Genomic DNA, 24,526 nt, shown 5'->3' on the forward strand with positions numbered 1-24,526 from the left:
CGGGCCGGATTATTCGACCCGGGTGACGATCTGGTCGCCCTGGGCGTCGAAGATGACGGTATCGCCCTCTTTGACCTGGCCTTCGAGAATCATCTCGGCCAGGCGGTCTTCGACGATCTCGGCCAGGGCCCGCTTGAGGGGCCGTGCACCGTAAACCGGGTCGAAGCCGGCTTTGGCGACCAGCGCTTTGGCGGCGTCGGTGAGCTTGACGGTGATGTCGCGCTCCTCGAGCTTCTTCTGGATCGTGCGGAAGAGCACGTCCACGATCTTGACGATCTGCTCTTCGCCCAGCGGGTTGAAGATGATCAGATCGTCCAGGCGGTTGATGAACTCGGGACGGAAGTAGTTCTTCAACTCGTCCCGGACCGCCTTCTCCCGATCGACGGGATCTTTGAACTCCATGATCTTGTCGGAGGCGATGTTCGACGTCAGGATGATGATGGTGTTTTTGAAATCCACCGTCACCCCTTTGTTGTCGGTCAGCCGTCCGTCATCCAGGACCTGGAGCAGGATGTTGAAGACATCCGGATGCGCCTTCTCGACCTCGTCGAAGAGGACGACGCTGTAGGGCTTGCGGCGCACCGCTTCGGTGAGCTGTCCACCCTCTTCATAGCCCACATAACCGGGAGCGGCACCCACCAGGCGGCTGACGGAGTGCTTCTCCATATATTCGGTCATGTCGATACGGATCAGCGCCTTTTCGCTGTCGAAGAGGAACTTCGCCAGCGCTTTGGCCGTCTGGGTCTTACCGACACCGGTGGGCCCCAGGAAGAGGAAGCTTCCGATGGGGCGGTTGACGTCGCTCAGACCTGCTTTGTTCCGCTTGATGGCCCGGGCGACCGCTTTGATCGCTTCGTCCTGGCCGACGACCTCCTCTTTGAGGTAGTCTTCGATATGCAGGATCTTCTCGATCTCGCTCTGGAGCATCTTGCTCACAGGAATACCGGTCCACTTGCTGACGATCTCGGCGATCATCTCCTCGTCGACGGCATTCTTGAGCAGGGTGCCCTGCTTTTGCATCTCATCCCACTTGGCGTTGAGCTCTTCGAGCTCTTTCTCCAGCGCGGGAATTTCGCCGTATTCGATCTCCGCGGCTTTGTTGAAGTCGGCGTTGCGCTTGGCCAGCTCGGCTTCACGCCGCTTCTCTTCGATCTTCTGCTTGATCTCGGCGATCTTGTTAAAGATCTCCTTTTCGGTCTCGAACTGCTGCTCGAGTTGGCGCTTCTTCTCTTCGAGATCGGCCAACTCTTTTTCGATCTCTTTGATCCGTTCTTCATTCTTGGGAGTCAGCTCCATTTTGAGCGCCTCTTTTTCGACCTGCAGGCGCTGGATCTCCCGCTTGACCTTGGAGAGCTCGAAGGGCTCGCTCTCGATCTGCATCTTCAGCTCGGCCGCCGCCTCGTCGATCAGGTCGATCGCCTTGTCGGGCAGGTAGCGGTCGGTAATATAACGGGTCGAGAGCTTGACGGCGGCTACCAGAGCGCTGTCGAGGATCTGCACATTGTGGTGAGCCTCCAGGCGCTCGCGAATTCCCCGCAGGATCTGCAGGGCTTCGTCCTGGCTCGGCTCATCGACCATTACAGGCTGGAAGCGCCGCTGCATCGCCGCATCTTTTTCGAAGTACTTGCGGTACTCTTTGAGGGTGGTCGCACCGATGGTGTGCAGCTCACCCCGGGCCAGCATCGGCTTGAGGATATTCGCGGCATCCATACTTCCTTCGCTGGCCCCCGCACCGATAATGGTGTGGATCTCGTCGATGAAGAGGATGATGTTTCCATCGTTGCGTACCTCTTCGACGACGGCTTTGAGCCGGTCTTCGAATTCACCGCGGTATTTGGCCCCTGCGATCAGGGAGCTCATCTCCAGCTGGATCAGCCGCTTGTTCTGCAGGCTCAGGGGAACCTCTTTGTCCACGATGCGCTGGGCCAAGCCTTCGACGATCGCGGTTTTACCGACTCCGGGTTCTCCCAGGAGAATGGGGTTGTTCTTGGTCTTCCGGATCAGGATCTGCATGACCCGCTGGATCTCCTCGTCCCGTCCGATCACAGGATCGAGCTCGCCGTTACGGGCTTTCTGGGTCAGATCTACACCGTATTTCTCCAAAGATTCAAGCTTCTCATCGTCGGTCTGGCTCTCGATGGGCTTGCCGCCCCGCATCGCCTCGAGCTCTTTTTTCAGCTCCATAAGATCAACATATTTGCCCAGTGTCTCACGGAAATAGGGCTCGTTGAGGTTGGCCACGATCCAGGTATCGACGGAGAGATACTTGTCTCCGTTGGCCGCCATGACTCCCTCAGCGTTTTGCAGGGAGCGGACGGTGTTTTGGGAGAGTTTGATGTTCTCTTTGGTGATGGTGCTGACCGTAGGCAGCTTTTTGGCCTGGCTCACTACGTCCAGTTCGATGGCAGCCTTGTCGACTCCCATCTTGTTGAGGACCTGATTCAGGACCGAACCACTGTTGGTCAGCAGAGCCCATACCATATGGATCGGCTCTACCTCCGGGTTTTTGTTGTGCAGCGCCAAGGAGAGCGCCGACTCGATGGTTTCGGTCATCTGATGGGTCAATCTTTCTAGAATGTTACTCATTGTTTTTCCTCCTGTGTCTCTGGGCAGTGCCCGTTTCTTGTCTGTAACTATAGCCAAGAAGGCTCAAACCCTTTGCTACCTAGATTGCATCCTAAAAAAAATTTGCTAGAAATTTTTCTTTTTAATATATGAGCTTTCAATGGACTCTAGAAGAGCCAAGACAAAACACAGAGGCATTTACTAAGAGAGTTTTCTATAAAATACAGGACTTTTAATCGGGGTTTACCTTCGGTGGTTATCATTGGAGCTCTTCAGAATCCATCATCATAAGGATATAAACAGTTATGTACAAGAAAAATTTCAAAGCGATCTTCGCCGGATTCGGCCTCACCCTATTAGCCGCCCTGCTCTTCGCCGGACCGACACTTATGGCCAAAGGCTCTTCCGACTCAACCCGTGAAAGCAAGCTTCAAGCCTACATCAAATTCACCCAGATCCTCAACCTCATCGAGAACCAGTATGTCGACGAGGTCAATACCACCGCACTCATCAACAAAGCCCTCAAAGGGCTGATGCAGAATCTGGATGCCCACTCCGCCTTTATGACGGCCAAGGATTTCAAAGACCTCAATATCCAAACCAAAGGGGAATTCGGCGGATTGGGAATCGTCGTGGGGATGCGCAACGGAGCGCTGACCGTTATCGCCCCCATCGACGGCACCCCCGCCGCCAAGGCCGGGGTCAAAGCCGGGGACATCATCCTCAAGATCGACGACAAAGCCACTCTGGGGATGAGTATCGACGAAGCGGTCAGCCTGATGCGGGGCAAACCCGGCACCCCCATCACCCTGACCCTGGTGCGCAAAGGCGAGCCCAAACCGATCAAGGTCAAGATCGTCCGGGACATCATCAAGATCAAATCGGTCAAACCCAAGGTGATCAAGCTGGGTAAAGAGGGAGAAGTCCTCTATCTCAAGATCAGCTCTTTCGACGCCCACGTAGTCGACGAAGTCAAAAAGGCGATCAAGGCGCACCCCCACGCCAAGGGCTACATCATCGACCTGCGCAACAACCCCGGCGGCCTGCTCGATCAGGCGGTCGGATTGCTCGATATGTTTATCGCCAAAGGGCCTCTTGTCAGTCAGAAAGGACGCAACAAAGAGGAGAACCAGGTTTACAAGGCCCACGCCAAGGGGACCGACACCAAGACCCCCATCGTGGTCCTGGTCAACGGCGGAAGCGCCAGTGCCAGCGAAATCGTCAGCGGAGCGCTGCAGGATGACCGCCGGGCCGTCATCGTCGGAGAAAAGACCTTCGGCAAGGGAAGCGTACAGGTCGTCGTCCCCGTCGGCAAGGAAGAGGGAGTCAAACTGACCGTCGCCCGCTACTACCTCCCCAGCGGCCGCACCATCCAAAACAAAGGGGTCACTCCGGACATCATCGTCCTCCCCGGCAAGGTCACGACGAAAAAAGAGGATGAGTTCAGCATCAAAGAAAAAGATCTCAAAAAGCACCTCAAAGCCGAGCTGCTCAAGATCGAAAAGCCCAAGGCCGAGAACAATGCCACCGCTTCGTCTGAGAACAATGCCAGCAAAGCGGACAAAAACCTGATCACCGACGAGAAGATCAACGAAGACCTCCAGCTCAAAACGGCTGTCGATGTCCTCAAAGCCCTGATTCTCACCCACGGCAACAAGTAAGTGAAAGGAAGCAAGCGATGACCCCGAAAAAGACCAAACTCCTCTATGAAGGGAAGGCCAAGAAGATCTGGGAGACCGAAGATCCCGATCTGCTGATCTCCGAGTTCAAAGATTCCCTCACCGCCTTCAACGGCGAAAAGAAATCTGAAGAGGCGGGTAAGGGAGCTCTCAATAATAAAATCTCCGCCGAGCTCTTCGAATATCTCAACGAGAAGGGGATTCCCACCCATTTCGTGAAGCTCCTCGACGATACCCATATGCTCCACAAGCGGGCCGAGGTGATCAAGATCGAAGTGATCGTCCGCAATATCGCAGCGGGAAGCCTCAGCCGCAACCTGGGCATCCCCGAAGGGACCGAACTCCCTTTCACCCTGGTGGAGTTCGACTACAAAAACGACGAGCTGGGCGACCCCAAGCTCAATGACCAGCATTGCCTGATCCTGAACCTGGTCCGAGAGCCTGCCGAGCTGGACTACATCCGCTATATGGCCCGCAAGATCAACCGCTTCCTCCAGGAGTTCTACCGGGAGTTGGATCTGAAACTGGTCGATTTCAAACTGGAGTTCGGCCGGGACAAAAACGACAACATCATCCTCATCGATGAGCTCAGCCCCGACAATTTCCGCCTCTGGGACGCCCAAACCAACGAAAAGATGGACAAGGACCGTTTCCGTCAGGGTCTGGGCGGCCTGGCCGAAGCCTACGCCGAAGTCCTCAACCGCATCAAAAACCGCTAAATCACGCAAGGAGAGAATATGAAAGCGATCATCAACGTCTATCTAAAAGAGGGAGTCTTGGATCCCCAGGGCAAAGCTGTCCATCACGCCCTGGGCTCTCTGGGCTTTAATAATGTCAAAGAGGTCCGTATCGGCAAGCAGATCGTCCTGGAGCTCGACGAGACCGACCGGGAAAAAGCGATGAAGGAGCTCAAAGAGATGGCTGAAACCCTCCTGGCCAATACCGTCATCGAAGATTACGACATCGAGATCGCCGAATGAAAAAGCTCAACGTCTCCATTTTGCAGTTTCCCGGTACCAACTGCGAATACGATACGGTCTATGCCTTCAAACGCCTGGGACACGACACGACCCTGGTTTGGCACAAGGAGGAGTCTCTTCCCGAAGCGACCGACCTGGTGGTCGTCCCCGGAGGCTTCAGCTACGGTGACTACCTCCGCGCCGGATCGATCGCCCGCTTCTCTCCGGTGATGAAAGCGGTCCAGGCCTATGCCGGCGAAGGCGGTCGGGTACTGGGGATCTGCAACGGTTTTCAGATCCTCACCGAGGCCCACCTGCTTCCCGGGGCCCTCAAACGCAACGCCAACCTCCACTTCATCTCCAAATTCCAGCATCTCAAAGTGGTATCGACCGACAACGCCTTTTTGAACCTTTGCGAAAAGGATGAGATCCTCAATATCCCCATCGCCCACGCTGACGGCAACTACTTCGTCGATGATGAAACCCTGGACGATATGGAGAAGAACGGGCAGATCCTTCTGCGCTACTGCGATGCCGAGGGTAATCCCACCGTCGTCAACGGTTCGGTGCGCCAGATCGCCGGCATCTGCAACAAAGAGAAGAACGTCTTCGGCCTGATGCCCCACCCCGAGCGGGCAATGGAGCATATCCTCGGCTCGGAGGACGGGAGCAAAATGCTGGAAGGCTTCGCCAATCGATGAAGCCCCTCCTGCTCGGTCTGCTCTTTTTCGTCACCCTGCTGACTCACGGAGCCGAGGCCCAGACCGAGTATCGCTACAGTTACGTCCCCAAACAACTCTATGCCGGGCAAGTCTTTCCGGTGACGATTATGGCGACCGATGCGGAAACGACCCGGCCGCCCGAATTCCGTTTCGACCCCAAATCCTCCGCCAAACCCCTGGAGCTTTCTCCTCTGATTATGCAAAACGGCAAAGACCGTTTCTATACTTTCTATTTCAAGGCAGGCAGACAGGACTTCCACCTTCCGGCACTCACCATCGTCGATGAGAGCCGCACTTTTACCCTCCCCTCTTATGTCATCCCCGTCCAAACCCTACAGGCAGCTCCGGAGGATCGTTTCTGCGGCGTCATCGCTTCGGACTTCAAAATCCGCACTTCCCAGGTTTCGACCTTCGACGAGAAAAACAACCTGGTCTACCTGAGCATCGAAGCCCACGAAGCCAATCTGGAGGATATGGCGATCCCCGGAGTCGTGGAGGGAGGCATCGAAAAACTCAAACGAAAAGGCTCTTTGGTGAGTGGGGAATACTATTTCGTTATTCCCGCTAATGTGGACCGCATCACCTTCAGTTACTACAACGCCATCAAACAGCAATTCGTCCCCCTCACCGTCTCCACCAGCTATCGGCACAAAGAGGTGGCGGCCCAGGTCGACCTCAACCCCAAGGACAGCGGCTTCACCAAGCTCAAGAAATACGCACTCATCGCCCTGAGCCTCTTCTTTCTCGTGATGTTCTTGATCTATCGGGATCGATTCTATCTGCTGCTGCTTATTTTCTCCGTCGCGGCACTGGTTTTAATCTTCATTCCCCTGAAGAAGATCTGCATCCGAGAGGGGGCACCCCTGTATATCCTGCCGGTCTCCACCTCCACCGTCGGGACCACCATCGAGCAGAGGACCAGGCTGCCGGTACTTCATCGGTACGGAAACTATTACAAAGTCGAATACAAACACGGTATTACAGGATGGATCAAAAATGACGACCTTTGCAAAAATTAGATTTTACTGGGGGGCGTTTGTCATCTCGACGGTCGTCGGCCTGGGGATGATCCCCCTCATCCACCTCTTCCCGAAATACAAGGGTACGATTATGCACAAGCTCAACCGGGTGATCCTCTTCCTGATCGGTGCGAAGATCGAAAAGGTGGGAGAGCGGGACCCCCGGGCCAACCTCTTTTTGATGAACCATCAGGGGATCATCGACATCATCACGATGGAAGCGATCGAAAACGTCCACTGGTGCTGGGTCGCCAAAAAAGAGCTCTTCGAAGTCCCCTGGTTCGGCAAACTCCTACAAAAAGGCGACATGGTCTCCGTGGACCGACAGAACAAAGCGGGCCTGGTCAAGCTCTTCAAAGATGCCCAGGAATGCATCGAGCAGAAACACCGCGCCGTCGCCATCTTCCCCGAAGGAACCCGGGCCTCGGGCCAAAAACTCCTCCCTTTCAAACCCGGCCCCAAGTTCATCGCCCAGAAGCTGAAACTCGTCGTCCAGCCCGTCGTCATCATCGGCAGCAAATGGGTCCTCAACGAACACAACCGCACCGCCCACAACGGCACCGTCAAAGTGATCTATCTCCCGGCGGTGGATGTCTCCAAAGCCCCAAAAGATTGGTATGAACAGATCCGGGATGAGATGCAAAAGGTCATCGACCGGGAATCGGAAGGGTATTCGATCGAACGCTAGAATATAATAAAATATATTATTCAGAAAAAACTTGAAATACTGGATTTATATACATATTTTATTAGTTTTATGTATAATATAATTTCGAATTAAAGTATCTGAATCAAGAAGGATTACCTTGAGAAACGCGACAGCTTTAATCAACGTACTTATAAAAGGGATGCAGGAAATCTCCAAAACTGAAGACCCTGTCGAAATAAACCAGATAATAAGAAATATATTATCTGAAATGTTTTTATCAGATTATGTATCGTTTTTTATTGTGAATAAGGAAAAGAATACACTATATGAGATAGGAGATAAAACTATTGAAATTTCTATGAACAATCCCACTGGCCTGCTCGGTGTAAGCTATTTAACAAAGAAGCCTGGTCTTTATAATCATGTAAAGAGTGAAAAATATTTCCAGGAATCTATCGATAACCCTGAAAATTTTAAAATTAGATCTCAACTCGTATACCCAATCGTTGAGAATGACAATATTCTTGCGATTGTGAGGTTGTCACGCAGTATAAAAAACTCTCTATCTTATACAAAAAAAGATCTGGATCTTCTTGAATCACTTTCCCCTTATTTAATCAAATTGGTATCCATTCTCTTGAATACAAAAAAGGGAGGTATTGAATATGAGGAATCCGAGATTGTTGATTTAATCAACGAAGCGGTTGAAGAAAAGGAGGAAAATTCCAATGGAGATTCCAAAGATATTTTAATGTTTTTGGCCAATACTATTCATGATATAAGAACACCGGCCAATAATCTTTCAGGTTTTTTGGAATTGATGGAAGAACATCTTGATAATAAAAAATTAATATCACTTTTGTCTGGAGCAAAAGAGAGCGCAGAATACATTAATACTTTAGTAGATGGAATCTTGGAACATTTACAATCAAAAAATGAAACTGAAAATACAAAAATATCAGAAATTATCACTTCAAAATACCTTTCGGACATCTCAAACCTTTTTACTGCCAATATGACGGAAAAAGGCATCGACTATATTGTCTCTATTGATCCGAATATTCCTAAAGGGATTAGGATTTTTGACATAAAACTGAAAAGAATTTTAATAAATCTTATAGGGAATGCATACAAATTCACTCCTCCTGGAAAGAGTATAAAATTTGAAGTTACATTTGATAAAAGAATGAAACGTATGAAATTTACTATTGAAGATGAAGGTATCGGCATTCCAGAGGATAAACAACAGGAGATCTTTGAGGCTTTTAAACAAGCAGACGAAGATACGAAAATTCACTATGGAGGAACTGGACTAGGTCTGGCTATCAGTTCGAAATATGTCAAAGATTTAGGAGGAAGGCTCGAACTCAAGAGTCAAGTAGATAGAGGCAGTATTTTCTATTTTGATATACCTATAGAGATCGCAAATTATGAACCTATTTATCCAAAATTCACAAACATTAATAAAAATATTTTATTATATACAAACAACGCCGATGATCCAAATATTTATTACATATCAAAATTTTTGCAAGAATCAGGGATTCCTGATAATAAAATTACTATATCCGACAAGATAGCTACAAACACTACTCATCTCATATGTTTTGAACATAAATTAAATGATGAGATTGTCTCTCTATCCAAAGAGAAAGAAATCAAACTTTTAATATTTGAAGAGAAATTATTGTCCGTTTCTTCTAAAGAAAAATTCAAAGATTTTACTATAATATCTAAAAATTCATACTATTATGACACTTTATATAGTTTCGTTTCGTCAAGGAAAAAACCGAAAGTGCTTATTATAGATGATAATAAAGTCAATATAAAATTGTTAGAATTTATGTTGGAGGGAATATACTGCGATCCAACATATGAAACAGATGCGGAGAATGCAATAAAGATGATGTACAATGCACTCAAAAAAGGGGAACCTTACGATATTGTTTTCATAGACCAAAATATGCCAAAAATAATAGGATCAAAATTATTAAAATATTATAGAGAACTTGAGTCAAAACATACACATATAAAGCCAATATACTCTGTGTCCATTACAGGTGACATTACTTTGACAGAAGAGGAGAAGAATCTTTATAATTCATTTGTTAAAAAGCCATTTAAAATTATGGATATTAAAAAAATATTCTCCGAATATGAAAATTATTGAGGCAGGAATAATCTTAAATGACTTCTATAGCTTTATATAGTATAATATACTTTTCAAGCTATAATTCCAATTATAAATTATAATTAAACACAATTTTTACAATTCTACAGAAGGAGTTTTTGTGAGCACGACACCAACCGATATAGAGCATGAAGTCAAAAAGGTCGACATTATCGTTACGAAGGGTGATGCGGAAGGAAATATTACTTATGCTAATCCGATTTTTGTGAAGCTGTCAGGATATACTCAAGGTGAATTATTGGATAAACCTCACTCAATAGTAAGGCATCCGGATATGCCAAAAATCATCTTCAAATTTCTTTGGGACCAAATCAAGGCAGGGAAAGACGTTAAAGCCTTCGTAAAAAATCTCTCCAAAGATGGGGCTTACTACTGGGTCTATGCACATGTGAGAGTAGCCACCAATCCTGATGGATCTTTCAGGAATTATGTTTCTACAAGAAAGGCAGTATCCCCAAATGCCAGAACAGTAATTGAACCACTCTATAAAAAGCTTTTAGAGGCGGAAAAGGAAGGAGGTATGGAAGCCTCTGCCAAACTTCTCGAAGAATTTTTGGAAGAACAAGGTGCTTCATTTGATACATTTAATGAAGTGATGGATAAAATCCAAAATAGTTAATGCATAAATTTAAATAAAAGGATAAGAAATGATTGAATTCGATCAAGCAATGAAACGACTCCGTTCCGTAAACGGATATCTTGGTTCAGCCGTACTTAATTTCTCAGGGGAAACTTTGTACATGGATGAGGAAAATACGAATGTTGATATCGCATATTCCGCAAGTATTTTCAACGATGCCTTTAGAATGATTTCAGAATCCTCATTAGACGTCGGTTTTGCCGAGGCTTCTTTGGTTGAAGCGAGGACAGAGGACGGTCATGTCTTTTTGGTAAACTCTTCGGGGGATACTTCTGGAGATAACTTTTCCAAACTAACCACATTTGCTATTTTTAGAGATGACGGCAATGTTGCTCTTGCCAAAATGATTATGGAAAAAGCGGTCAAAAATATGTCACAGGCCATGAAAGAACTTTAAACAATCTCAGTTGTTTAGAATCAAATGAAGCAAGGGATGTGATATAAAAACTTTATATTTAATACGTCATGCAAAATCGGACTGGAGCGATGGAAAGCTAAGTGACTTTGAGAGAGGCTTGAAAAAAAGAGGTTTTAAAGACCTCAAAACGATCGGCTCATATATGTCGCTACAAAATATCAAACCGGATCTGATTCTCTCCAGCCCAGCGCTCAGGGCTCAAATAACAGCTGATTATCTTGCCGATAAAATCGGTTATTCGGGAAAAGTTCATTATATGAATGAACTATATAACACACGCCCTGAAACACTTTTGAATACATTGACACTTCAAGAAGACAACTATAATAAAATTTTTATAGTCGGGCACAATCCTGCTTTGACTGAGTTGGCTAATTTTTTAGTCAAAGATAATATTGGAAAATTTCCGACCCTCGGTGTCTTAAAACTCCATCTGAATATACAATCCTGGAACAACATTTCTGAGCAATGTGGAAATGTGGACTTTTTCATCTATCCCAAACAATTTAGATATTACATGCCTAAGCAGATCAGGACAACCCTTCCACGTGACAACATAAGCAAAGATTAATTTTTTATGACGAGATACGGCTTAAGAAAATAGAAAAAAATGGGCACAGTTTTGGGCACACTCGAAGATGGGAGCCTTTAAAATGCCCAATATACGGGGGCTAGATAGTGAAAATACGGATCTATTATGAGGATACGGACGCCGGCGGCATTGTCTATCACGCTAACTATCTGAAATACTGCGAACGTGCCCGAAGCGAAATCTTCTTTCAGCGGGGGATAATGCCCTATGGCGAAGAGGAGATCGGTTTTGTGGTGCGGAGAGTCGAAGCGGACTTTGTCGGGATGGCGAAGCTCGGGGATCTATTGGAGGTGCGTACCGATCTTTTGGAGGAGCGACACAGCAGTATCCTACTTGAACAGCAGATCTTTCGGGGAGAGGAGAGGATATTCTCGATGAAGGTACTGCTTGTCTATGTGGTAATGGGCCGACCACGACGCATTCCAGAACAACTCAAAGAGGTTATAGCGTCATTAGGCAGCTAGTTCTCCCTTGCATCAGCGATCGTTAGTGCGAAAAGTACATTGACCCCGCCGGCTGTAAGAACCTGCTTCGCTTCGGAAAGGGTCGAGCCGGTGGTGATGATATCGTCGAGGAGGATCACATCGACCCCTTTGGGGCCCGAATAGTGAAAATCCCTTGGGTTCTCCAGCCGGAAGCGTAGGCTCTTCCCGGCGTAGCGGACCCGGTTTTGGGCACGAAGTGCTCCATAGAGCGGACGGATCTTCTCTACGGCGACGGTATGAGCCATAGCCGCTGTATGGGAGTATCCCCCCTGAGGCAGATCGTCCACGGGGAGGAGATGGGCTGGCGCCTCCAACCCCTCGGCAAAAGCCTGGAGGAATGGGCGTAGATACCTCCGGCCGAAGAAGCGATAGATCCGATATCCCAGGGCTTTGTGCTTACTCAGAAGCAGCTGATCGATATTCTGATAACGGAAAAAACTCACCACATCCATACTGCCGATCCTGCGTGTGGAGACCTTCGGGGCCAGCAGCGTTTCCCGACAGACAGGGCAGATCACATCACGACTCCAACCTCGACAACTGAGACAACGCACTTTTAGCTTCCTTTAAACATCTTTGGCTATATTCTGACAAAATTTATCAGATATAGGAGATTCTCCGATGATGCCTTTCAGCGATGAAGACCTCTGTGTCGCTATCAAGAACTACCTTCCCTCCATCGAAGAGTATGTCAAATCCCATGAGGGAACCATGGGATTCCTGGGAGTCAAGAACGGAACGGCCTATGTGGAGCTCGGCGGCACCTGCAACGGCTGTTCTATGAGCGTTATGACTACCAAAATGGTGATCCAGAAAAAACTCAGAGAGCTGATCCACCCCGAGCTCAACGTGGAGAGTATCTTCCCCGACCAGAGGGATCAGCTCCCCTCCGACCTCGTCACCTGCTGATCGTCGAAACGGTAGAGACGTTTCGCGAAATCCACGACGCGCCCCTCTCTGATCTCCACTCCCTCCTTTTCCAAAAGAGCAATCTTGGTCGCAACTCCTTCTCCGCCGCTGTAATTCCCGACCTTCCCGTCGGCACGGACGACACGATGGCAGGGGACCTCGGGGGCGTAGGGATTGCGGCCCACGGCCGTTCCCACAGCCCGCACGGCCCGAGGCCGGCCCAGGTACTGCGCGATCGCTCCGTAGGTCGTCACAAAACCTTGGGGAATCCAACGTAAAGCTTCCCAGACTTCGCGCTGAAAAGGGGTTCCGTACTCTTCAATCTTTTTCACAAAAACCCCTTAGCCCCCTGTCGTGAATTGCCACCGTTTCTCGATCCTTTTATTGTCAGCCGTCCCGGTAAATACCGCAGTGTATCGCGTATGAGGCGCAAGGCGGCGCAATGGGATCAAAGCAAACTCATAAGGGGAGAGTTTGTGATGGGGATCGTTCCGTGATGTGAGGATCTTGGAAGGAACCACTCTGCCCTTTCCGTCGAGAAGACGAAAACTCTTCATCCGAACCCGGCGGTAGCGGGCCGGGTTGAACTGCACCGTCACGGGATAGCCCGCGTGATAAATCCCCGGAATCGGGTCCGGTGTCTCCCGGATAAAGGTGCGCGGCACCCTCCGGGCTCCCGGCGGCGGCCAGAGGACCAGGGCGGGATTGCGACGTTCCACCTCCGCCAGGGCTTGCCGGAAAGGACCCAGCGGCAAGCCCTGCCCATTGGCGCAGACTCCGTAGACCTCCCGGCCTCCGCCTTTGGGATGCTCCCGGCAGAGTTTCGCCACCGCCGAAGAGGCCATATCGTAGACATAGATCCGGCCCCGACGGTTGCCGTATTCACTGCTGCCCAGGCTGTCGATACGAAAATCGAGAAAAGCGAGCCGGTGGTAGAGGGTCGACATCAATACCCCCACCGAATGGGTATAAGTGGAATCGCCGTAAGAGATATTCTCCACACCGGCCCGGGAGGGATACCCTGCCTGAACCATCCGGTCAAAAGGTGTGCGGCCGGTATAGTAGGCGGAGCCGGGACGTTCCAGATGCCCTTTGCGATGGAGGCGGCCCAGGTATTTGGCGTGATGGTAGGCCGAACGGGAGAGGGTATAATCATTTTTCAGAGGGATCATCCCCGCACTGCGCCGCAGGAGATTGACCGCTTTGGCCCCTCCCCGATCGAAGCCGAGCACCGGCAAAGAAAGCGAAAAGAGCAAAGAAATCGCAAGGAGATAGCGCATGGTCACCTTTGAATATTCATAGAATTTAATACAGAAATTTTCCGTCTCTGCGATAGAATATCATAAAAATTCCGGGAGTCCCTATGCGAAAGTATATAAAAACAGGCACTTTGATTGCCACGCTGTTACCGCTGATTCAGGGCTGTGCCCCTTCTCTGCCCCCCTGTTCCCCCGGCAGCCAAAGGGCCGGTCACCTCTGTGTCCAGGGCCACGACTTCGGACGCGTCGACGATCCGGCTCTGCGGCAGGGCATTCGGGACGGCTGCAAAACCGGCAGCGGAACCTTCCGAAAAGACTACCGTCTCTCCGCCTCTTCGCCAAACTATCGGGCGGGCTGGATAAAAGGACGCACCGTCTGCCGCCCTCAACACTGGAGCGACGATCCCACCTACTCCTACCATCCCGTTCCACGTCAGCGTCGAAAGAGCTCTACCATCCGGACACCCGACCGGCCCCTTTTCGATGAGTCGCAGGAGCGGTCCACCCCTCAGCTCCGGCAGCACATCACCGACGACCCCGAGGTGATCCGCTACCCGGATTGATCCCGGGGTATCGTTAATCGTTCTTTGATTCTGCGTAGCGAATGGGATCTTCCACCCCGGCCTGTTTGAACCCCTCCAGCCTCAGCCGGCAACTGTCGCAGACTCCGCAAGCCGCTTCCTCTTCTTTGTAGCAGCTCCAGGTGTGGGAGAGGTCGACCCCGATCTCCAGCGCCTTGGTGACGATCTCCGATTTGCGCAGATGGACCAGAGGCATTTTGATCGTGATCTTCGTCTCCTCTTTGGTACCGAGGTTGATCGCCTTTTCCATCGCCCGGATATAACTCTCCCGGCAATCGGGGTATCCGCTGCTGTCCTCCTCGACAACCCCGATGACGATCGCTTCGGCTCCATGCTTTTCGGCGATGGCCGCGGCGATGGAGAGGAAGATCCCGTTGCGAAAAGGGACATAGGTCACCGGCACCCCGGGCTCCAACCCCTCGGTAGGCACGTCGATCGAAGGATCGGTCAGAGCCGAAGCGCCGATCTGGGTAAAGAAGGGCAGATCGATCTCGTAGCGCTCCACCGCTTCCAGATCCTCAGCGAGCAGCCGGAAACACTCCAACTCTTTGCGCTCCGTGCGTTGTCCATAATTGAAATGCACGGCGATGATCTCATACCCTTCCCTCTTCGCCAGGGCGGCACTCACGGCGCTATCCATTCCGCCGGAGATAATGCAGACGGCTTTTTTCACATCGTTTCCTTTATAAATTGTTCGCTATTGATTATCGATAATGGAAAATTGATTCAATCTTCAATCTACTCACTACCCATTCTCTTTCTATTATGATTTTACACTCTTTTGGGTAAAATCGGCCTCCATGATTTTACTTGAAAACCAAACCGACACCGCCATCGAGACGGCGCATCTCGAACCCATTGCCAAAGCGTTGACCGATCGGGAGATCGAAGTGATCCTCACCGATGATGCGACGATCAGGGAGCTCAACAGGGAGCATCGGGATAAAGACAAAGCCACCGATGTGCTCAGTTTCCCTCTGGAGGGGGATCTGCCCGGTCAGCCTCTGGGATCCCTGGTCATCTCCCTCGACCACGTAGTGCAAAAGGCCGGAGAGCTGGGCCACGCCCCCGAAGAGGAGCTTGCTTTGCTCTTCATCCACGGGCTACTGCACCTGCTGGGCTATGACCACGAGACCGACCGCGGGGAGATGCGGGCCAAAGAGGCGGAGCTTATCCGCCGATTCGGACTCCCCGAGAGTCTCATCGTCCGAACCGAAGGAGGCGAATGATGGATTATCTGATCTTTGTCATTTCCCTCTCCGCCCTGATCTGGGGAGCCGATGTGCTTATCGCCCAGAGTGAGCGGATCGCGCTGCGCTTCAATATCTCCGAATATGTGATCGGGGCCACCCTCATCGCCCTGGGGACCAGCCTGCCGGAGATGGCCGCCTCCATCGCCGCCAGCCTCGACCACAAACCGGAGCTGGCCGTCTCCAACGTCATCGGCTCGAATATACTCAATATCACCCTCGTCCTGGCCAGTGTCTTCCTCCTGGCCAAAAAGGTCGATCCCCACAGAGACTTCTTCGCCAAAGACAGCTCCTGGGCTCTCTTCCCGGTGCTGCTCTTCGTGGTGATGGCGATGGAGGGGGAGTTTACCCGCTTCGACGGCGTGCTGCTGCTGCTTCTGATGGGGGCGTACCTTCTCTTTCTCAAAAACAACGGCAGCGAAGTGTTGACGCTGGAAGATGAGGAGATCGAAGAGATCGAGCATGCTCCGTTCCGATGGCCCAAGGTGCTCCTCATGCTGGCACTGGGCTTTGTCCTGGTCATCGTGGGGGCCGAATTTACCGTCGAAAGCGCCTCGAGCATCGCCAAGAGCCTGGGAGTGAGTGAGTGGATCATCGGGATCGTCCTGGTTTCGATGGGAACTTCTATGCCCGAGCTCATCGTCTCCATCGTCGCCGCCGTCAAAGGCAAAGCCGATATGGCCATCGGAAACATCATCGGCTCCAATATGGCTAACATCACGATGGTCCTGGGCAGCGCCGCCCTCGTCAACGATCTGAAAGTCGACTTGCACCACTATCTCTTCGATATCGCCACGATGGTCGCCGCAACCCTGATGCTGGTCTTCATTACCGCCAACCGGATGTACTCCAAGCCCGCCGGCATCAGTCTGCTAGCCCTTTTGGCCCTCTTTCTCCATCATATCGCCGGACAGCTCGGCTGAAGCCTCCCGGAAGCTGTTTGGATATAATTTCAAAAATTTTTTCAAAGGACAAGCACTATGGGCTTAGGAATCGGACTGGTGGGGCTGCCCAATGTGGGCAAATCCACAACCTTCAACGCGCTGACCAAGGCGCAGAACGCCGAGAGCGCCAACTACCCTTTCTGTACCATCGAACCCAACAAAGCCGTCGTCCCGGTCCCCGACCCGCGTCTGGATGAGCTGGCCAGGATCGTCAACCCCGAGCGGATCCAGTACTCCACGCTGGATTTCGTGGACATCGCCGGGCTGGTCAAAGGGGCCAGCAAAGGCGAAGGGCTCGGGAACAAATTCCTCTCCAACATCCGTGAAACGGAGGTGATCCTCCAGATCGTCCGCTGTTTCGAAGATGAGAACATCACCCACGTCGAAGGCTCCATCGACCCCGTCCGGGATATCGAGATCATCGAGACCGAACTGCTCCTGGCCGATATGGATGCCCTGGAAAAACGTATCGCCGCCCTGCAGCGCCGGGCAAAAGGAAACGACCGGGAAGCCAAAGCCCAGCTCGAAGTGGCCCAGAAACTTCTGGAACACCTCGAAAATGAGCAGCCCGTCTCCACCTTCGAAGATCAGGAGAACGACGCCTTCAAACAGCTGGTGCGGGATCTGCGTTTCCTGACGGCCAAAGAGATTATGTACGGCGCCAACGTCAACGAAGAGGGCCTCGCCGAAGACAACGAGTATGTCCAGGCCCTCAAAGCCTACGCCGCCGAGCGCAACCGCGAAGTGATCAAGCTCTGCGCCAAGATCGAAGAGGAGATGGTGGAGTTCGACGAGGAGGAGAAGCAGGAGATGCTCGAATCCCTGGGCGTCGAAGAGTCGGGCCTCGATCAGATCATCCGCAAGGGCTTCGAAAAACTGGGGCTGATGAGCTACTTCACCGCCGGGGTCAAAGAGGTCCGCGCCTGGACCATCAAACAGGGCACCACCGCCCCCAAAGCCGCCGCGGTGATCCACAACGACTTCGAAAAAGGCTTCATCCGCGCCGAAGTGATCAGTTACGAAGATTTCGTCAAATACGGCGGAGAAGCGGGCGCCAAAGAGGCGGGCAAAATGCGCCTGGAGGGCAAGGATTATATCGTCCAGGACGGCGATGTGATGCACTTCCGTTTCAATGTCTGATCCGATGAGCAAAAGAACGATGAAAAACGCCTCCTTGTTGACAGCCGTCCTGCTCGCCCTCTTTGCGATCAGCGGATGCAGCGGGGGCAAAGACCGGGGGGCTTTCCTAAAAGAGCACACCAGCGATTACAACATTACCGAGAGCGCCAAACGGATCACACAAGCCCTCGCACCTATGAACTACCACCTTCTGCGCACCATCGACCACGAGGCGAGGGCCAAAGCGCTCAAATTCTATCTCAAACCTACCCTCACCCTGGAGCTCGACAACCCCAAGATCAGCGCCAAGCTCCTCGATTGCAACCCGACGATGGCCGTGGACCTTCCTCTGCGCATCGGCTTTTACAACGAGCTCAACGGCACCACCCATTTGGTCTACACCAACCCCGAATACTGGTCCCTCAAGCACAACATCAAAGACAAGACCTGCATTCAGCTCATCAACCTGCTGGCCCGCGACCTCGACAGTGCTTCCGATGCCATCAAAAAGAGTGCCAAATGAAGCCGGGCCAGGTTCTCTACAAGATCAAAGAGGCCCTGCGCCTCGATCCGGAGACCATGCTGAAGATCTATGCCCTCGAAGAGTACCCCATCGACGAAAAACGGCTCAAAGCGATCCTCAAAAAACCCTCCGCCAAGGGGCACGAGAATGCCAGCTATGAAGAATTGGGCGTCTTCCTCGACGGGCTGATCCGCCTGCGCCGAGGCGAAATCAAAAGTCCTCCTCCCGAGGATGCCGAGATCGAGCTCGACAACAACCTCATCCTCAAAAAACTCCGCATCGCCCTGGAGCTCAAAGACCCCGATATGGAGGTGATCTTCGAATTGGGAGAACGCCCCCTGAGCCGCTCCAAGCTCCGGGATCTCTTCCGCTCACCCCAACACCCCAAATATCTCCTCTGCTCTGATGCTATGCTCAACGACTTTCTCCTGGGCCTGGAGGAGTTCTGGGCCGATATGCCTCCCGTTGCCTAAAGGCCGTCGGCTGATCTTCAGGCTACTATGTCATAATTTCTCCATCAAAATTTCAAGGATAATTATGGCACTCGAAAACCTCACCGCAGAAAACTTCAACGAAAAAGTCAGCTCCGCTCCCATCGCGATCATCGACTTCTGGGCTCCCTGGTGCGGGCCCTGCAAATCTTTCGCTCCCATTTTCGAAAAAGTAGCCGCCGAGAACCCCGATATTCTCTTCGGTAAAGTCAACACCGAAGAGGAGCAGCAGATCGCCGCAGAGTTCCAGATCCGCTCCATCCCCACCATCATGGTCATCAAAGAGGGCGTCATCGTCTTCAACCAGGCCGGTATGCTCCCCGAAGAGGCCCTCAAAGACATCATCAAGCAGGTCCGCGAACTCGATATGGATATGGTCCGCGCCGAGATCGCCAAACAGCAGGAGCAGGAGGGCGGTGCCCAGTAAGGCCCCCTCTTCCCCCAATACTTTTCACACTCCTCTCTCCCACTCTTTTTCCCAAAAGCGATATCATTACACTATTACTTTGTTAACTACTATTGCAGTTACTCGCGCTTGAGCTTTCATTCGATGGCGACAAAGGAGCACTCAACCCCATCGGGGCACCGTAGGTGTTTGCGACTGCCAGAGCTATCGAGTGAAAGCGCAGTCCAAGGCGGGGATATTGTTTACATTTTAAAAACACTTTTAAGAAGGAAGATCCGTGAAAATCATGATCCTGGGAGCCGGCGGCGTCGGCGGATATCTCGGAGCCCGATTCCTCCGCGCGGTGGAGCCTGATGTGACCCTGGTCGCACGGGGAGCCCACCTAGACAAAATCCGCCAAGAGGGGCTAACCATCCTCGAAGATACGGAGCGCTACACCGTCCATCCCGCCCATGCCACCGACGATCCCGAGGGGCTGGGCCTCTTCGACCTCATCCTCGTCACCCTCAAAGATACCGATCTTGATGATGGGCTGGAACGCATCCGAAACAATGTCGGCCCTCAAACTGTCATCCTTCCTCTGCTCAACGGCGTAGAGTATCGCCCGAGAATCCTCAAGCGCTATCCCCAGGCCGATGTCCTGGAGGGGTGTATCTACATCCTCTCCAACATCGTCGAACCCGGCGTGATCCGCAAAAAGGGAAAGATCTTCCGTCTCTGCTGGGGCAAGGAGGGCTTCGACCCTGCCGACTACCGCCCCATCGTCGAACTCTTCGATCGTGCCCTCCCCCGCCACAAACCTACCGCCGAGATCGCTTATGAACAGTGGAAAAAGTTCCTCTTCATCTCCCCGATGGCGGTCCTGACTTCCATCTACAAGGTTCCGATGGACCGTATCGCCCAGGAACACGCCGACGAGCTCAGAGAGTTGACGGAAGAGATCGCCGCTTTGGCACAGGCCAAAGGGGTTCCTCTCACCAGGCAGGATGTCGAAGCGACCCTCGAGCAGGCCGCCAAAGTCCTCCCCGGCGCCAAAACCTCCATGCAACTCGATATCGAACGGAACAAACCCGCCGAGATCGAAGCCCTGGCCGGTTATGTGGTCCGGGAGGGAGATCGCTTAGGGGTGAAAGTGCCGACGATGGAAAAGCTCTATCGGGCTCTGCGTCTTCGAACCTCGGAATAAAAGTCGGAATATCGAAGATGAATCTGATCGAGCGTCTGAGTCTCAAATTTCTCAAAGATTTTGTTCGTGGAGTCATGTCACGCTGCGGCATTGGCGATTCCGACCGCCACTGGGTCATCCATCTCTTCGACTATCTTTCCAAAGCACTGGTCATCTATTTCGCCACGCTTTTTTTGATCCTCTTCCTGCTCTTTGAGGGTATCCAACTGCCGATCACCGGATACGAACCCGCCGTCTTCGCGATCGGATACTTTCTCTTTCGTGTGATGGCCGATCTCTCCCGAAAAAAGTCGTGATAGCACATCCTCCCCTCTATCCTGACGCTTCCTAAAATAACTTTGAATAGTTTTTATTAAAAGTACTACGATAAAATTTCACTCGAACTTATCCAGGAGATTTAAATGCGTAAATTATCTATGATGTTACTCGGCTCACTCTCGCTCGCTTTCGCCGGGCCGAAAACGATGACCACGGTGCTGCCCTATGCGGGCTATATCGACTACAGCTCCGGATCCGACAAGAGCAGTGCCGTCGTCGGTGGCCTCTATGCCTCCATCTATCGTGCTCCAAACAAATTGGAATTGGCGGTGGAACATACCCGGATCAAATATCGCCACAACCTTCCCAACCTCAACCAGACTGACCTGACCGCCATCTATACCCGTTATCGCGGCTATCATTTGGCTTACAAGATCGGGGCTCACTACATCGACAGCGACGACAAGGTGACCGACGGCGCTTTTACCGGGATTTTGGGAGTCAACTGGTACAACTACCTTCACTACAATATCGGGCTTGACGCTTACGCCACCCACTACCACAACGACGCTTCAGGCCGAACCTGGGACTCTATGAACGTTTGGCAATTCCGACCCTATGCCGGATACAATTTCGGTACCTATGCCAGCACTATGGGAAGCTTCTATCTCGAAGCGGAGTACAACGGGATCTTCATCCCCGACGCCGGAGCCAAAGGCTACAACAGCAGTTACCACTCCGCCGGACTGAGTCTCTACCATTACAAAGGCAAATGGACCCATATGATCAAAGGCTGGGTGGGACAGAAAATCTACTCCGTCAACAATGGAGGCTTCACGGTCTACAACCTCGGAGAACTCTACAAAGGCGGCGTCAGCGCCAGCGTCAGCTATGCCATCCGTCCCAACACTTCCCTGAAGCTTCAGTACGAATACAGCCGATTCGAGCACCTGGGTAACAAAGCCCACAGCAACAGTATCGTGGCGATGGTCAGCCATACCTTCTGATCTCCTGCTTTACCGGGTTGAAGGACGCTTCTGCCCGCACCTGATTCATCAACAATCCAAAGGACATCTTCCATGCAACTCCAACATCTGGTTATCGACGAAAACGGAATGGCTTTCGACCCCACGGTGGGGACCTCCTACCAACTGGGAGGCTCTGCCCAGGAGATCATCGATCTGCTCAAAGAGGGCAAAACGAAAAACGAGATCGTCGAGACCCTGGCTCAACGTCACGGAGCCGACCGCTCGGAGATCTATATCGACGTGAGCGATTTTCTGGCCAAACTCAGGATCTACGGATTGATCCGATGATCCGGACCGTGGCGCTCAGCGGCCTTAATGCCACGGACAATCCCGCCCCCGGTTACCCCATCGCCAAAAGCCTCAAAGGCGAAACCAGGCTCGTCGGCCTGAGCTACGACCCCAACGAACCGGCGGATTATATGGACGATCTCTTCGAGCGGGTCTATCTGATGCCCTTTCCCACCCTGGGCTTCGACGAACTGCGCCCCCGCCTCGAAGAGATCCGGCGCCGGGAGGCGATCGATATGGTCATCCCCAACCTGGATGCGGAACTCCCCCTCTATATCCGCTATCAAAAGGAGATCAATGCCTTGGGGATCCGGACCTTTCTCCCGACCCTCGAGCATTTCGAGTTGCGGGATAAAAGCCGGCTCCCCAAACTCTCCGAAGCACTGGGAGTCCTCCACCCGCGAACGATGGAGCTCACTTCGGTCGATGACCTCATCCGGGCTTCCAAAGAGTTCTCTTTCCCCTTTATGATCAAAGGCAACTACTACAAAGCCTACAAGGTCTACAACCTGGAGAGCGCTCTGGACGCCTTTCACAAGATTTCGGCGGAGTGGGGCTTCCCCCTGCTCATCCAGGAGGTGGTCCAGGGCTCGGAGATCAATCTGGTGGGCCTGGGGGACGGCCAGGGTGAACTGGTCGGTGCCCTCTCGATGAAAAAACTCACCACCACGGAACTGGGCAAGATCTGGACCGGCGTGACCATCCACCACGACGGGCTGATGCAGACGGCGGAGCGTTTCGTCCGGGAGACCGGGTGGCGTGGGCCCTTCGAGCTGGAGTGCATCGCCGACGGAGAGCGCCTCTACATCATCGAGATCAATCCCCGTTTCCCCGCCTGGGTCTATTTCGCCACCGGCGTGGGGATCAATCTCCCCCAAATGATGGTCAGGCTGGCCCGGGGTGAAAAGGTCGAACCCCGCCGGGAATTCCCCGACGGAAAGATGTATGTCCGCTATACCGAAGAGCTGATCACCGACTTTTCGGAATTTTCCAAACTGATGACGACAAAGGAACGCTAAATGAGCTATCAAAAACCCACCATCAACAAAGTCGATTTCGCCATGATGAGCAAATACGGCTCCCCCCTCAAAAGCCAGAAGATCCGCAGCGAGATCGCCGGGGTGGATGTCCGTGAACTGGTCCAAAACTACGGCAGTCCCCTCTTCGTATTCTCCCAGCAGGAGATCGAAGAGAAATACCACCGCCTGCACGAAGCTTTCAGCTCCCGCTACCCCGACGTGGTCTTCGGCTGGAGTTACAAGACCAATTACCTCAACGCCATCTGCAATCTTTACCATAAACTCGGAAGCATCGCCGAAGTGGTCAGCGAATTCGAGTACCAGAAAGCCCGTGCCCTGGGAATCGAGGGCAAGGATATCATCTTCAACGGACCCTACAAGCCCAAAGAGGCGCTGAAAGTCGCCGTCGAAGAGGGCGCCAAGATCCATATCGACCACCTCTTCGAAATCAACGACCTGGAAGAGATCGCCCGGGAGCTGGGGGTCAAGATCCCCGTGGCGATCCGGGTCAATATGGATACGGGGATCTACCCCCAGTGGAGCCGCTTCGGATTCAACTACGAATCGGGAGAAGCGATCGATGCCATCGAGAGGATCCACAGCGGCGGCCTCCTGGAGCTGACGGGTCTGCATTCCCACATCGGGACCTTTATGCTCGACGCCAGTGCCTACGGCAAAGAGACCGCCAAGCTGATGGATTTGAAACACCAGGCCGAAGAGCGTTTCGGTTACCGGATCGAATACATCGATATCGGCGGGGGTTTCGCCAGCAAAAACCGGCTCAAGGGAGTGTACCAATCCCCCGACGTCATCGTCCCCACCCCCGACGATTACGCCCAGCAGATCACCGAAGCGATCTACACCCACAACAAGAGCGACACTCTGCCCCGGCTCTACCTCGAGACCGGCCGTCACCTCATCGACGAAGCGGGCTACCTCTTGACGACGGTTCAAGCCTACAAGCGCTTCCCCGATGGAATGAAAGGGTACATCCTCGATGCCGGGGTCAATCTCCTCTACACCGCCACCTGGTACAACTTCAACTTCGAACTGGATCGGCGTTATGAGGGGCTCAACGAACCCTCCATGCTCAACGGCCCTCTCTGTATGAACATCGATATCCTCAGCGAAAACATCATGCTTCCCCCTCTGGATCGCGGGACCGTCATCACCATCGGCCCGGTCGGCGCCTACAATTACACCCAGTCGATGCAATTCATCCGCTACCGCCCGGCGGCTGTGCTCATCGACAAAGAGCGCAATGTCCATCTCATCAAAGAGCCCGACGATCTGGAGACGATCAACTACAAAGAGCGGATCCCCGACTATCTGAAGCGCTCCTGATT

General features: G+C 52.2%; 30 protein-coding genes. 25 read left to right on the top strand and 5 right to left on the bottom strand.

All coding sequences use genetic code 11. The annotated features are described in order from the left end of the window. Positions 1–9: 9 nt before the first annotated feature. A complete protein-coding gene (locus tag NITSA_RS07640) occupies positions 10–2,586 on the bottom strand; it encodes an ATP-dependent Clp protease ATP-binding subunit (protein WP_013554445.1) in 2,577 nt (858 codons plus the stop codon). A gap of 284 nt (positions 2,587–2,870) precedes the next feature. Here NITSA_RS07640 and NITSA_RS07645 point away from each other — a divergent pair, with 284 nt between their 5' ends. From NITSA_RS07645 to NITSA_RS07695, 11 genes are all read left to right on the top strand, one after another. Further along, positions 2,871–4,226, top strand: coding sequence for a S41 family peptidase (locus tag NITSA_RS07645; protein ID WP_013554446.1), 1,356 nt, complete (start codon positions 2,871–2,873; stop codon positions 4,224–4,226). A 17-nt stretch (positions 4,227–4,243) separates the two neighbouring features. Next, positions 4,244–4,963: a phosphoribosylaminoimidazolesuccinocarboxamide synthase gene (gene purC, locus NITSA_RS07650; RefSeq protein WP_013554447.1), complete on the top strand. Its 720-nt coding sequence runs from the start codon at positions 4,244–4,246 to the stop codon at positions 4,961–4,963. An 18-nt stretch (positions 4,964–4,981) separates the two neighbouring features. Continuing rightward, positions 4,982–5,224: a phosphoribosylformylglycinamidine synthase subunit PurS gene (purS, locus tag NITSA_RS07655; protein WP_013554448.1), complete on the top strand. Its 243-nt coding sequence runs from the start codon at positions 4,982–4,984 to the stop codon at positions 5,222–5,224. Continuing rightward, positions 5,221–5,904 (top strand): phosphoribosylformylglycinamidine synthase subunit PurQ, encoded by a 684-nt coding sequence (gene purQ, locus NITSA_RS07660; protein WP_013554449.1) that lies wholly within the window; start codon positions 5,221–5,223, stop codon positions 5,902–5,904. Before purS ends, purQ begins: the two co-directional genes overlap by 4 nt. Then, a complete protein-coding gene (locus NITSA_RS07665; RefSeq protein WP_013554450.1) occupies positions 5,901–6,944 on the top strand; it encodes an SH3 domain-containing protein in 1,044 nt (347 codons plus the stop codon). The genes purQ and NITSA_RS07665 overlap by 4 nt, the downstream gene beginning before the upstream one ends. Beyond that, positions 6,922–7,632 carry a lysophospholipid acyltransferase family protein gene (locus NITSA_RS07670; protein ID WP_013554451.1) on the top strand — a complete coding sequence of 237 codons (711 nt, stop codon included), beginning with the start codon at positions 6,922–6,924 and terminating at the stop codon, positions 7,630–7,632. The genes NITSA_RS07665 and NITSA_RS07670 overlap by 23 nt, the downstream gene beginning before the upstream one ends. 118 nt (positions 7,633–7,750) lie before the next feature. Continuing rightward, the gene (locus NITSA_RS07675) at positions 7,751–9,763 is read left to right on the top strand and encodes an ATP-binding protein (RefSeq protein WP_013554452.1); all 2,013 of its coding nucleotides are present in this window, start codon (positions 7,751–7,753) and stop codon (positions 9,761–9,763) included. 121 nt (positions 9,764–9,884) lie between these two features. Beyond that, positions 9,885–10,403 (top strand): PAS domain-containing protein, encoded by a 519-nt coding sequence (locus NITSA_RS07680; RefSeq protein ID WP_013554453.1) that lies wholly within the window; start codon positions 9,885–9,887, stop codon positions 10,401–10,403. Between the two features lie 28 nt (positions 10,404–10,431). Beyond that, positions 10,432–10,821, top strand: a complete 390-nt coding sequence (locus tag NITSA_RS07685; RefSeq protein ID WP_013554454.1) for a hypothetical protein — start codon at positions 10,432–10,434, stop codon at positions 10,819–10,821. A 61-nt stretch (positions 10,822–10,882) separates the two neighbouring features. Continuing rightward, positions 10,883–11,413, top strand: coding sequence for a SixA phosphatase family protein (locus NITSA_RS07690; RefSeq protein ID WP_148224962.1), 531 nt, complete (start codon positions 10,883–10,885; stop codon positions 11,411–11,413). Positions 11,414–11,520: 107 nt separating this feature from the next. After that, a complete protein-coding gene (locus NITSA_RS07695) occupies positions 11,521–11,898 on the top strand; it encodes a YbgC/FadM family acyl-CoA thioesterase (protein ID WP_013554456.1) in 378 nt (125 codons plus the stop codon). On the opposite strand, the gene NITSA_RS07700 is transcribed toward NITSA_RS07695, so the two are convergent. Beyond that, on the bottom strand, positions 11,895–12,473 hold the full coding sequence (locus NITSA_RS07700) for a ComF family protein (RefSeq protein ID WP_013554457.1): 579 nt from the start codon (positions 12,471–12,473) through the stop codon (positions 11,895–11,897). The genes NITSA_RS07695 and NITSA_RS07700 overlap by 4 nt on opposite strands. Before the next feature lie 67 nt (positions 12,474–12,540). Here NITSA_RS07700 and NITSA_RS07705 point away from each other — a divergent pair, with 67 nt between their 5' ends. Further along, positions 12,541–12,828: a NifU family protein gene (locus tag NITSA_RS07705; RefSeq protein WP_013554458.1), complete on the top strand. Its 288-nt coding sequence runs from the start codon at positions 12,541–12,543 to the stop codon at positions 12,826–12,828. On the opposite strand, the gene NITSA_RS07710 is transcribed toward NITSA_RS07705, so the two are convergent. Further along, on the bottom strand, positions 12,798–13,160 hold the full coding sequence (locus NITSA_RS07710) for an MGMT family protein (protein ID WP_013554459.1): 363 nt from the start codon (positions 13,158–13,160) through the stop codon (positions 12,798–12,800). The genes NITSA_RS07705 and NITSA_RS07710 overlap by 31 nt on opposite strands. A gap of 9 nt (positions 13,161–13,169) precedes the next feature. Next, complete coding sequence (locus NITSA_RS07715; protein ID WP_013554460.1) at positions 13,170–14,108, bottom strand: CAP domain-containing protein; 939 nt, start codon at positions 14,106–14,108, stop codon at positions 13,170–13,172. 83 nt (positions 14,109–14,191) lie between these two features. On the opposite strand from NITSA_RS07715, the gene NITSA_RS07720 reads away from it, so the two are divergent. Then, positions 14,192–14,650: a hypothetical protein gene (locus tag NITSA_RS07720; protein WP_013554461.1), complete on the top strand. Its 459-nt coding sequence runs from the start codon at positions 14,192–14,194 to the stop codon at positions 14,648–14,650. Between the two features lie 13 nt (positions 14,651–14,663). Here the strand turns inward: NITSA_RS07720 and queC are convergent, their stop codons facing one another. Beyond that, positions 14,664–15,341 carry a 7-cyano-7-deazaguanine synthase QueC gene (gene queC, locus NITSA_RS07725; RefSeq protein WP_013554462.1) on the bottom strand — a complete coding sequence of 226 codons (678 nt, stop codon included), beginning with the start codon at positions 15,339–15,341 and terminating at the stop codon, positions 14,664–14,666. Between the two features lie 127 nt (positions 15,342–15,468). Here queC and ybeY point away from each other — a divergent pair, with 127 nt between their 5' ends. From ybeY to NITSA_RS07785, 12 genes are all read left to right on the top strand, one after another. Continuing rightward, a complete protein-coding gene (gene ybeY, locus NITSA_RS07730) occupies positions 15,469–15,897 on the top strand; it encodes an rRNA maturation RNase YbeY (RefSeq protein WP_013554463.1) in 429 nt (142 codons plus the stop codon). After that, positions 15,897–16,841, top strand: a complete 945-nt coding sequence (locus tag NITSA_RS07735) for a calcium/sodium antiporter (protein WP_013554464.1) — start codon at positions 15,897–15,899, stop codon at positions 16,839–16,841. Before ybeY ends, NITSA_RS07735 begins: the two co-directional genes overlap by 1 nt. A gap of 57 nt (positions 16,842–16,898) precedes the next feature. Next, complete coding sequence (gene ychF, locus NITSA_RS07740) at positions 16,899–18,002, top strand: redox-regulated ATPase YchF (RefSeq protein ID WP_013554465.1); 1,104 nt, start codon at positions 16,899–16,901, stop codon at positions 18,000–18,002. Next, positions 17,995–18,504: a DUF302 domain-containing protein gene (locus NITSA_RS07745; protein WP_083799867.1), complete on the top strand. Its 510-nt coding sequence runs from the start codon at positions 17,995–17,997 to the stop codon at positions 18,502–18,504. The genes ychF and NITSA_RS07745 overlap by 8 nt, the downstream gene beginning before the upstream one ends. Continuing rightward, positions 18,501–18,977 carry a YehS family protein gene (locus tag NITSA_RS07750; protein WP_013554467.1) on the top strand — a complete coding sequence of 159 codons (477 nt, stop codon included), beginning with the start codon at positions 18,501–18,503 and terminating at the stop codon, positions 18,975–18,977. Before NITSA_RS07745 ends, NITSA_RS07750 begins: the two co-directional genes overlap by 4 nt. Positions 18,978–19,041: 64 nt before the next feature. Next, positions 19,042–19,422, top strand: coding sequence for a thioredoxin (trxA, locus tag NITSA_RS07755; RefSeq protein WP_013554468.1), 381 nt, complete (start codon positions 19,042–19,044; stop codon positions 19,420–19,422). A 265-nt stretch (positions 19,423–19,687) separates the two neighbouring features. After that, entirely contained in the window at positions 19,688–20,587 is a 900-nt protein-coding gene (locus tag NITSA_RS07760; protein WP_245526328.1) for a ketopantoate reductase family protein, read from the top strand. Between the two features lie 17 nt (positions 20,588–20,604). Next, a complete protein-coding gene (locus NITSA_RS07765) occupies positions 20,605–20,883 on the top strand; it encodes a hypothetical protein (RefSeq protein WP_013554470.1) in 279 nt (92 codons plus the stop codon). 105 nt (positions 20,884–20,988) lie between these two features. After that, the gene (locus tag NITSA_RS07770) at positions 20,989–21,852 is read left to right on the top strand and encodes a hypothetical protein (RefSeq protein ID WP_013554471.1); all 864 of its coding nucleotides are present in this window, start codon (positions 20,989–20,991) and stop codon (positions 21,850–21,852) included. A 72-nt stretch (positions 21,853–21,924) separates the two neighbouring features. Further along, positions 21,925–22,161 carry a PqqD family protein gene (locus NITSA_RS07775; protein ID WP_013554472.1) on the top strand — a complete coding sequence of 79 codons (237 nt, stop codon included), beginning with the start codon at positions 21,925–21,927 and terminating at the stop codon, positions 22,159–22,161. Then, positions 22,158–23,180: an ATP-grasp domain-containing protein gene (locus tag NITSA_RS07780; RefSeq protein WP_013554473.1), complete on the top strand. Its 1,023-nt coding sequence runs from the start codon at positions 22,158–22,160 to the stop codon at positions 23,178–23,180. The genes NITSA_RS07775 and NITSA_RS07780 overlap by 4 nt, the downstream gene beginning before the upstream one ends. Further along, entirely contained in the window at positions 23,181–24,524 is a 1,344-nt protein-coding gene (locus tag NITSA_RS07785; RefSeq protein WP_013554474.1) for an alanine racemase, read from the top strand. Positions 24,525–24,526: the final 2 nt, after the last annotated feature.

The sequence above is a fragment of the Nitratifractor salsuginis DSM 16511 genome (assembly GCF_000186245.1).
Taxonomy (GTDB): domain Bacteria; phylum Campylobacterota; class Campylobacteria; order Campylobacterales; family Sulfurovaceae; genus Nitratifractor; species Nitratifractor salsuginis.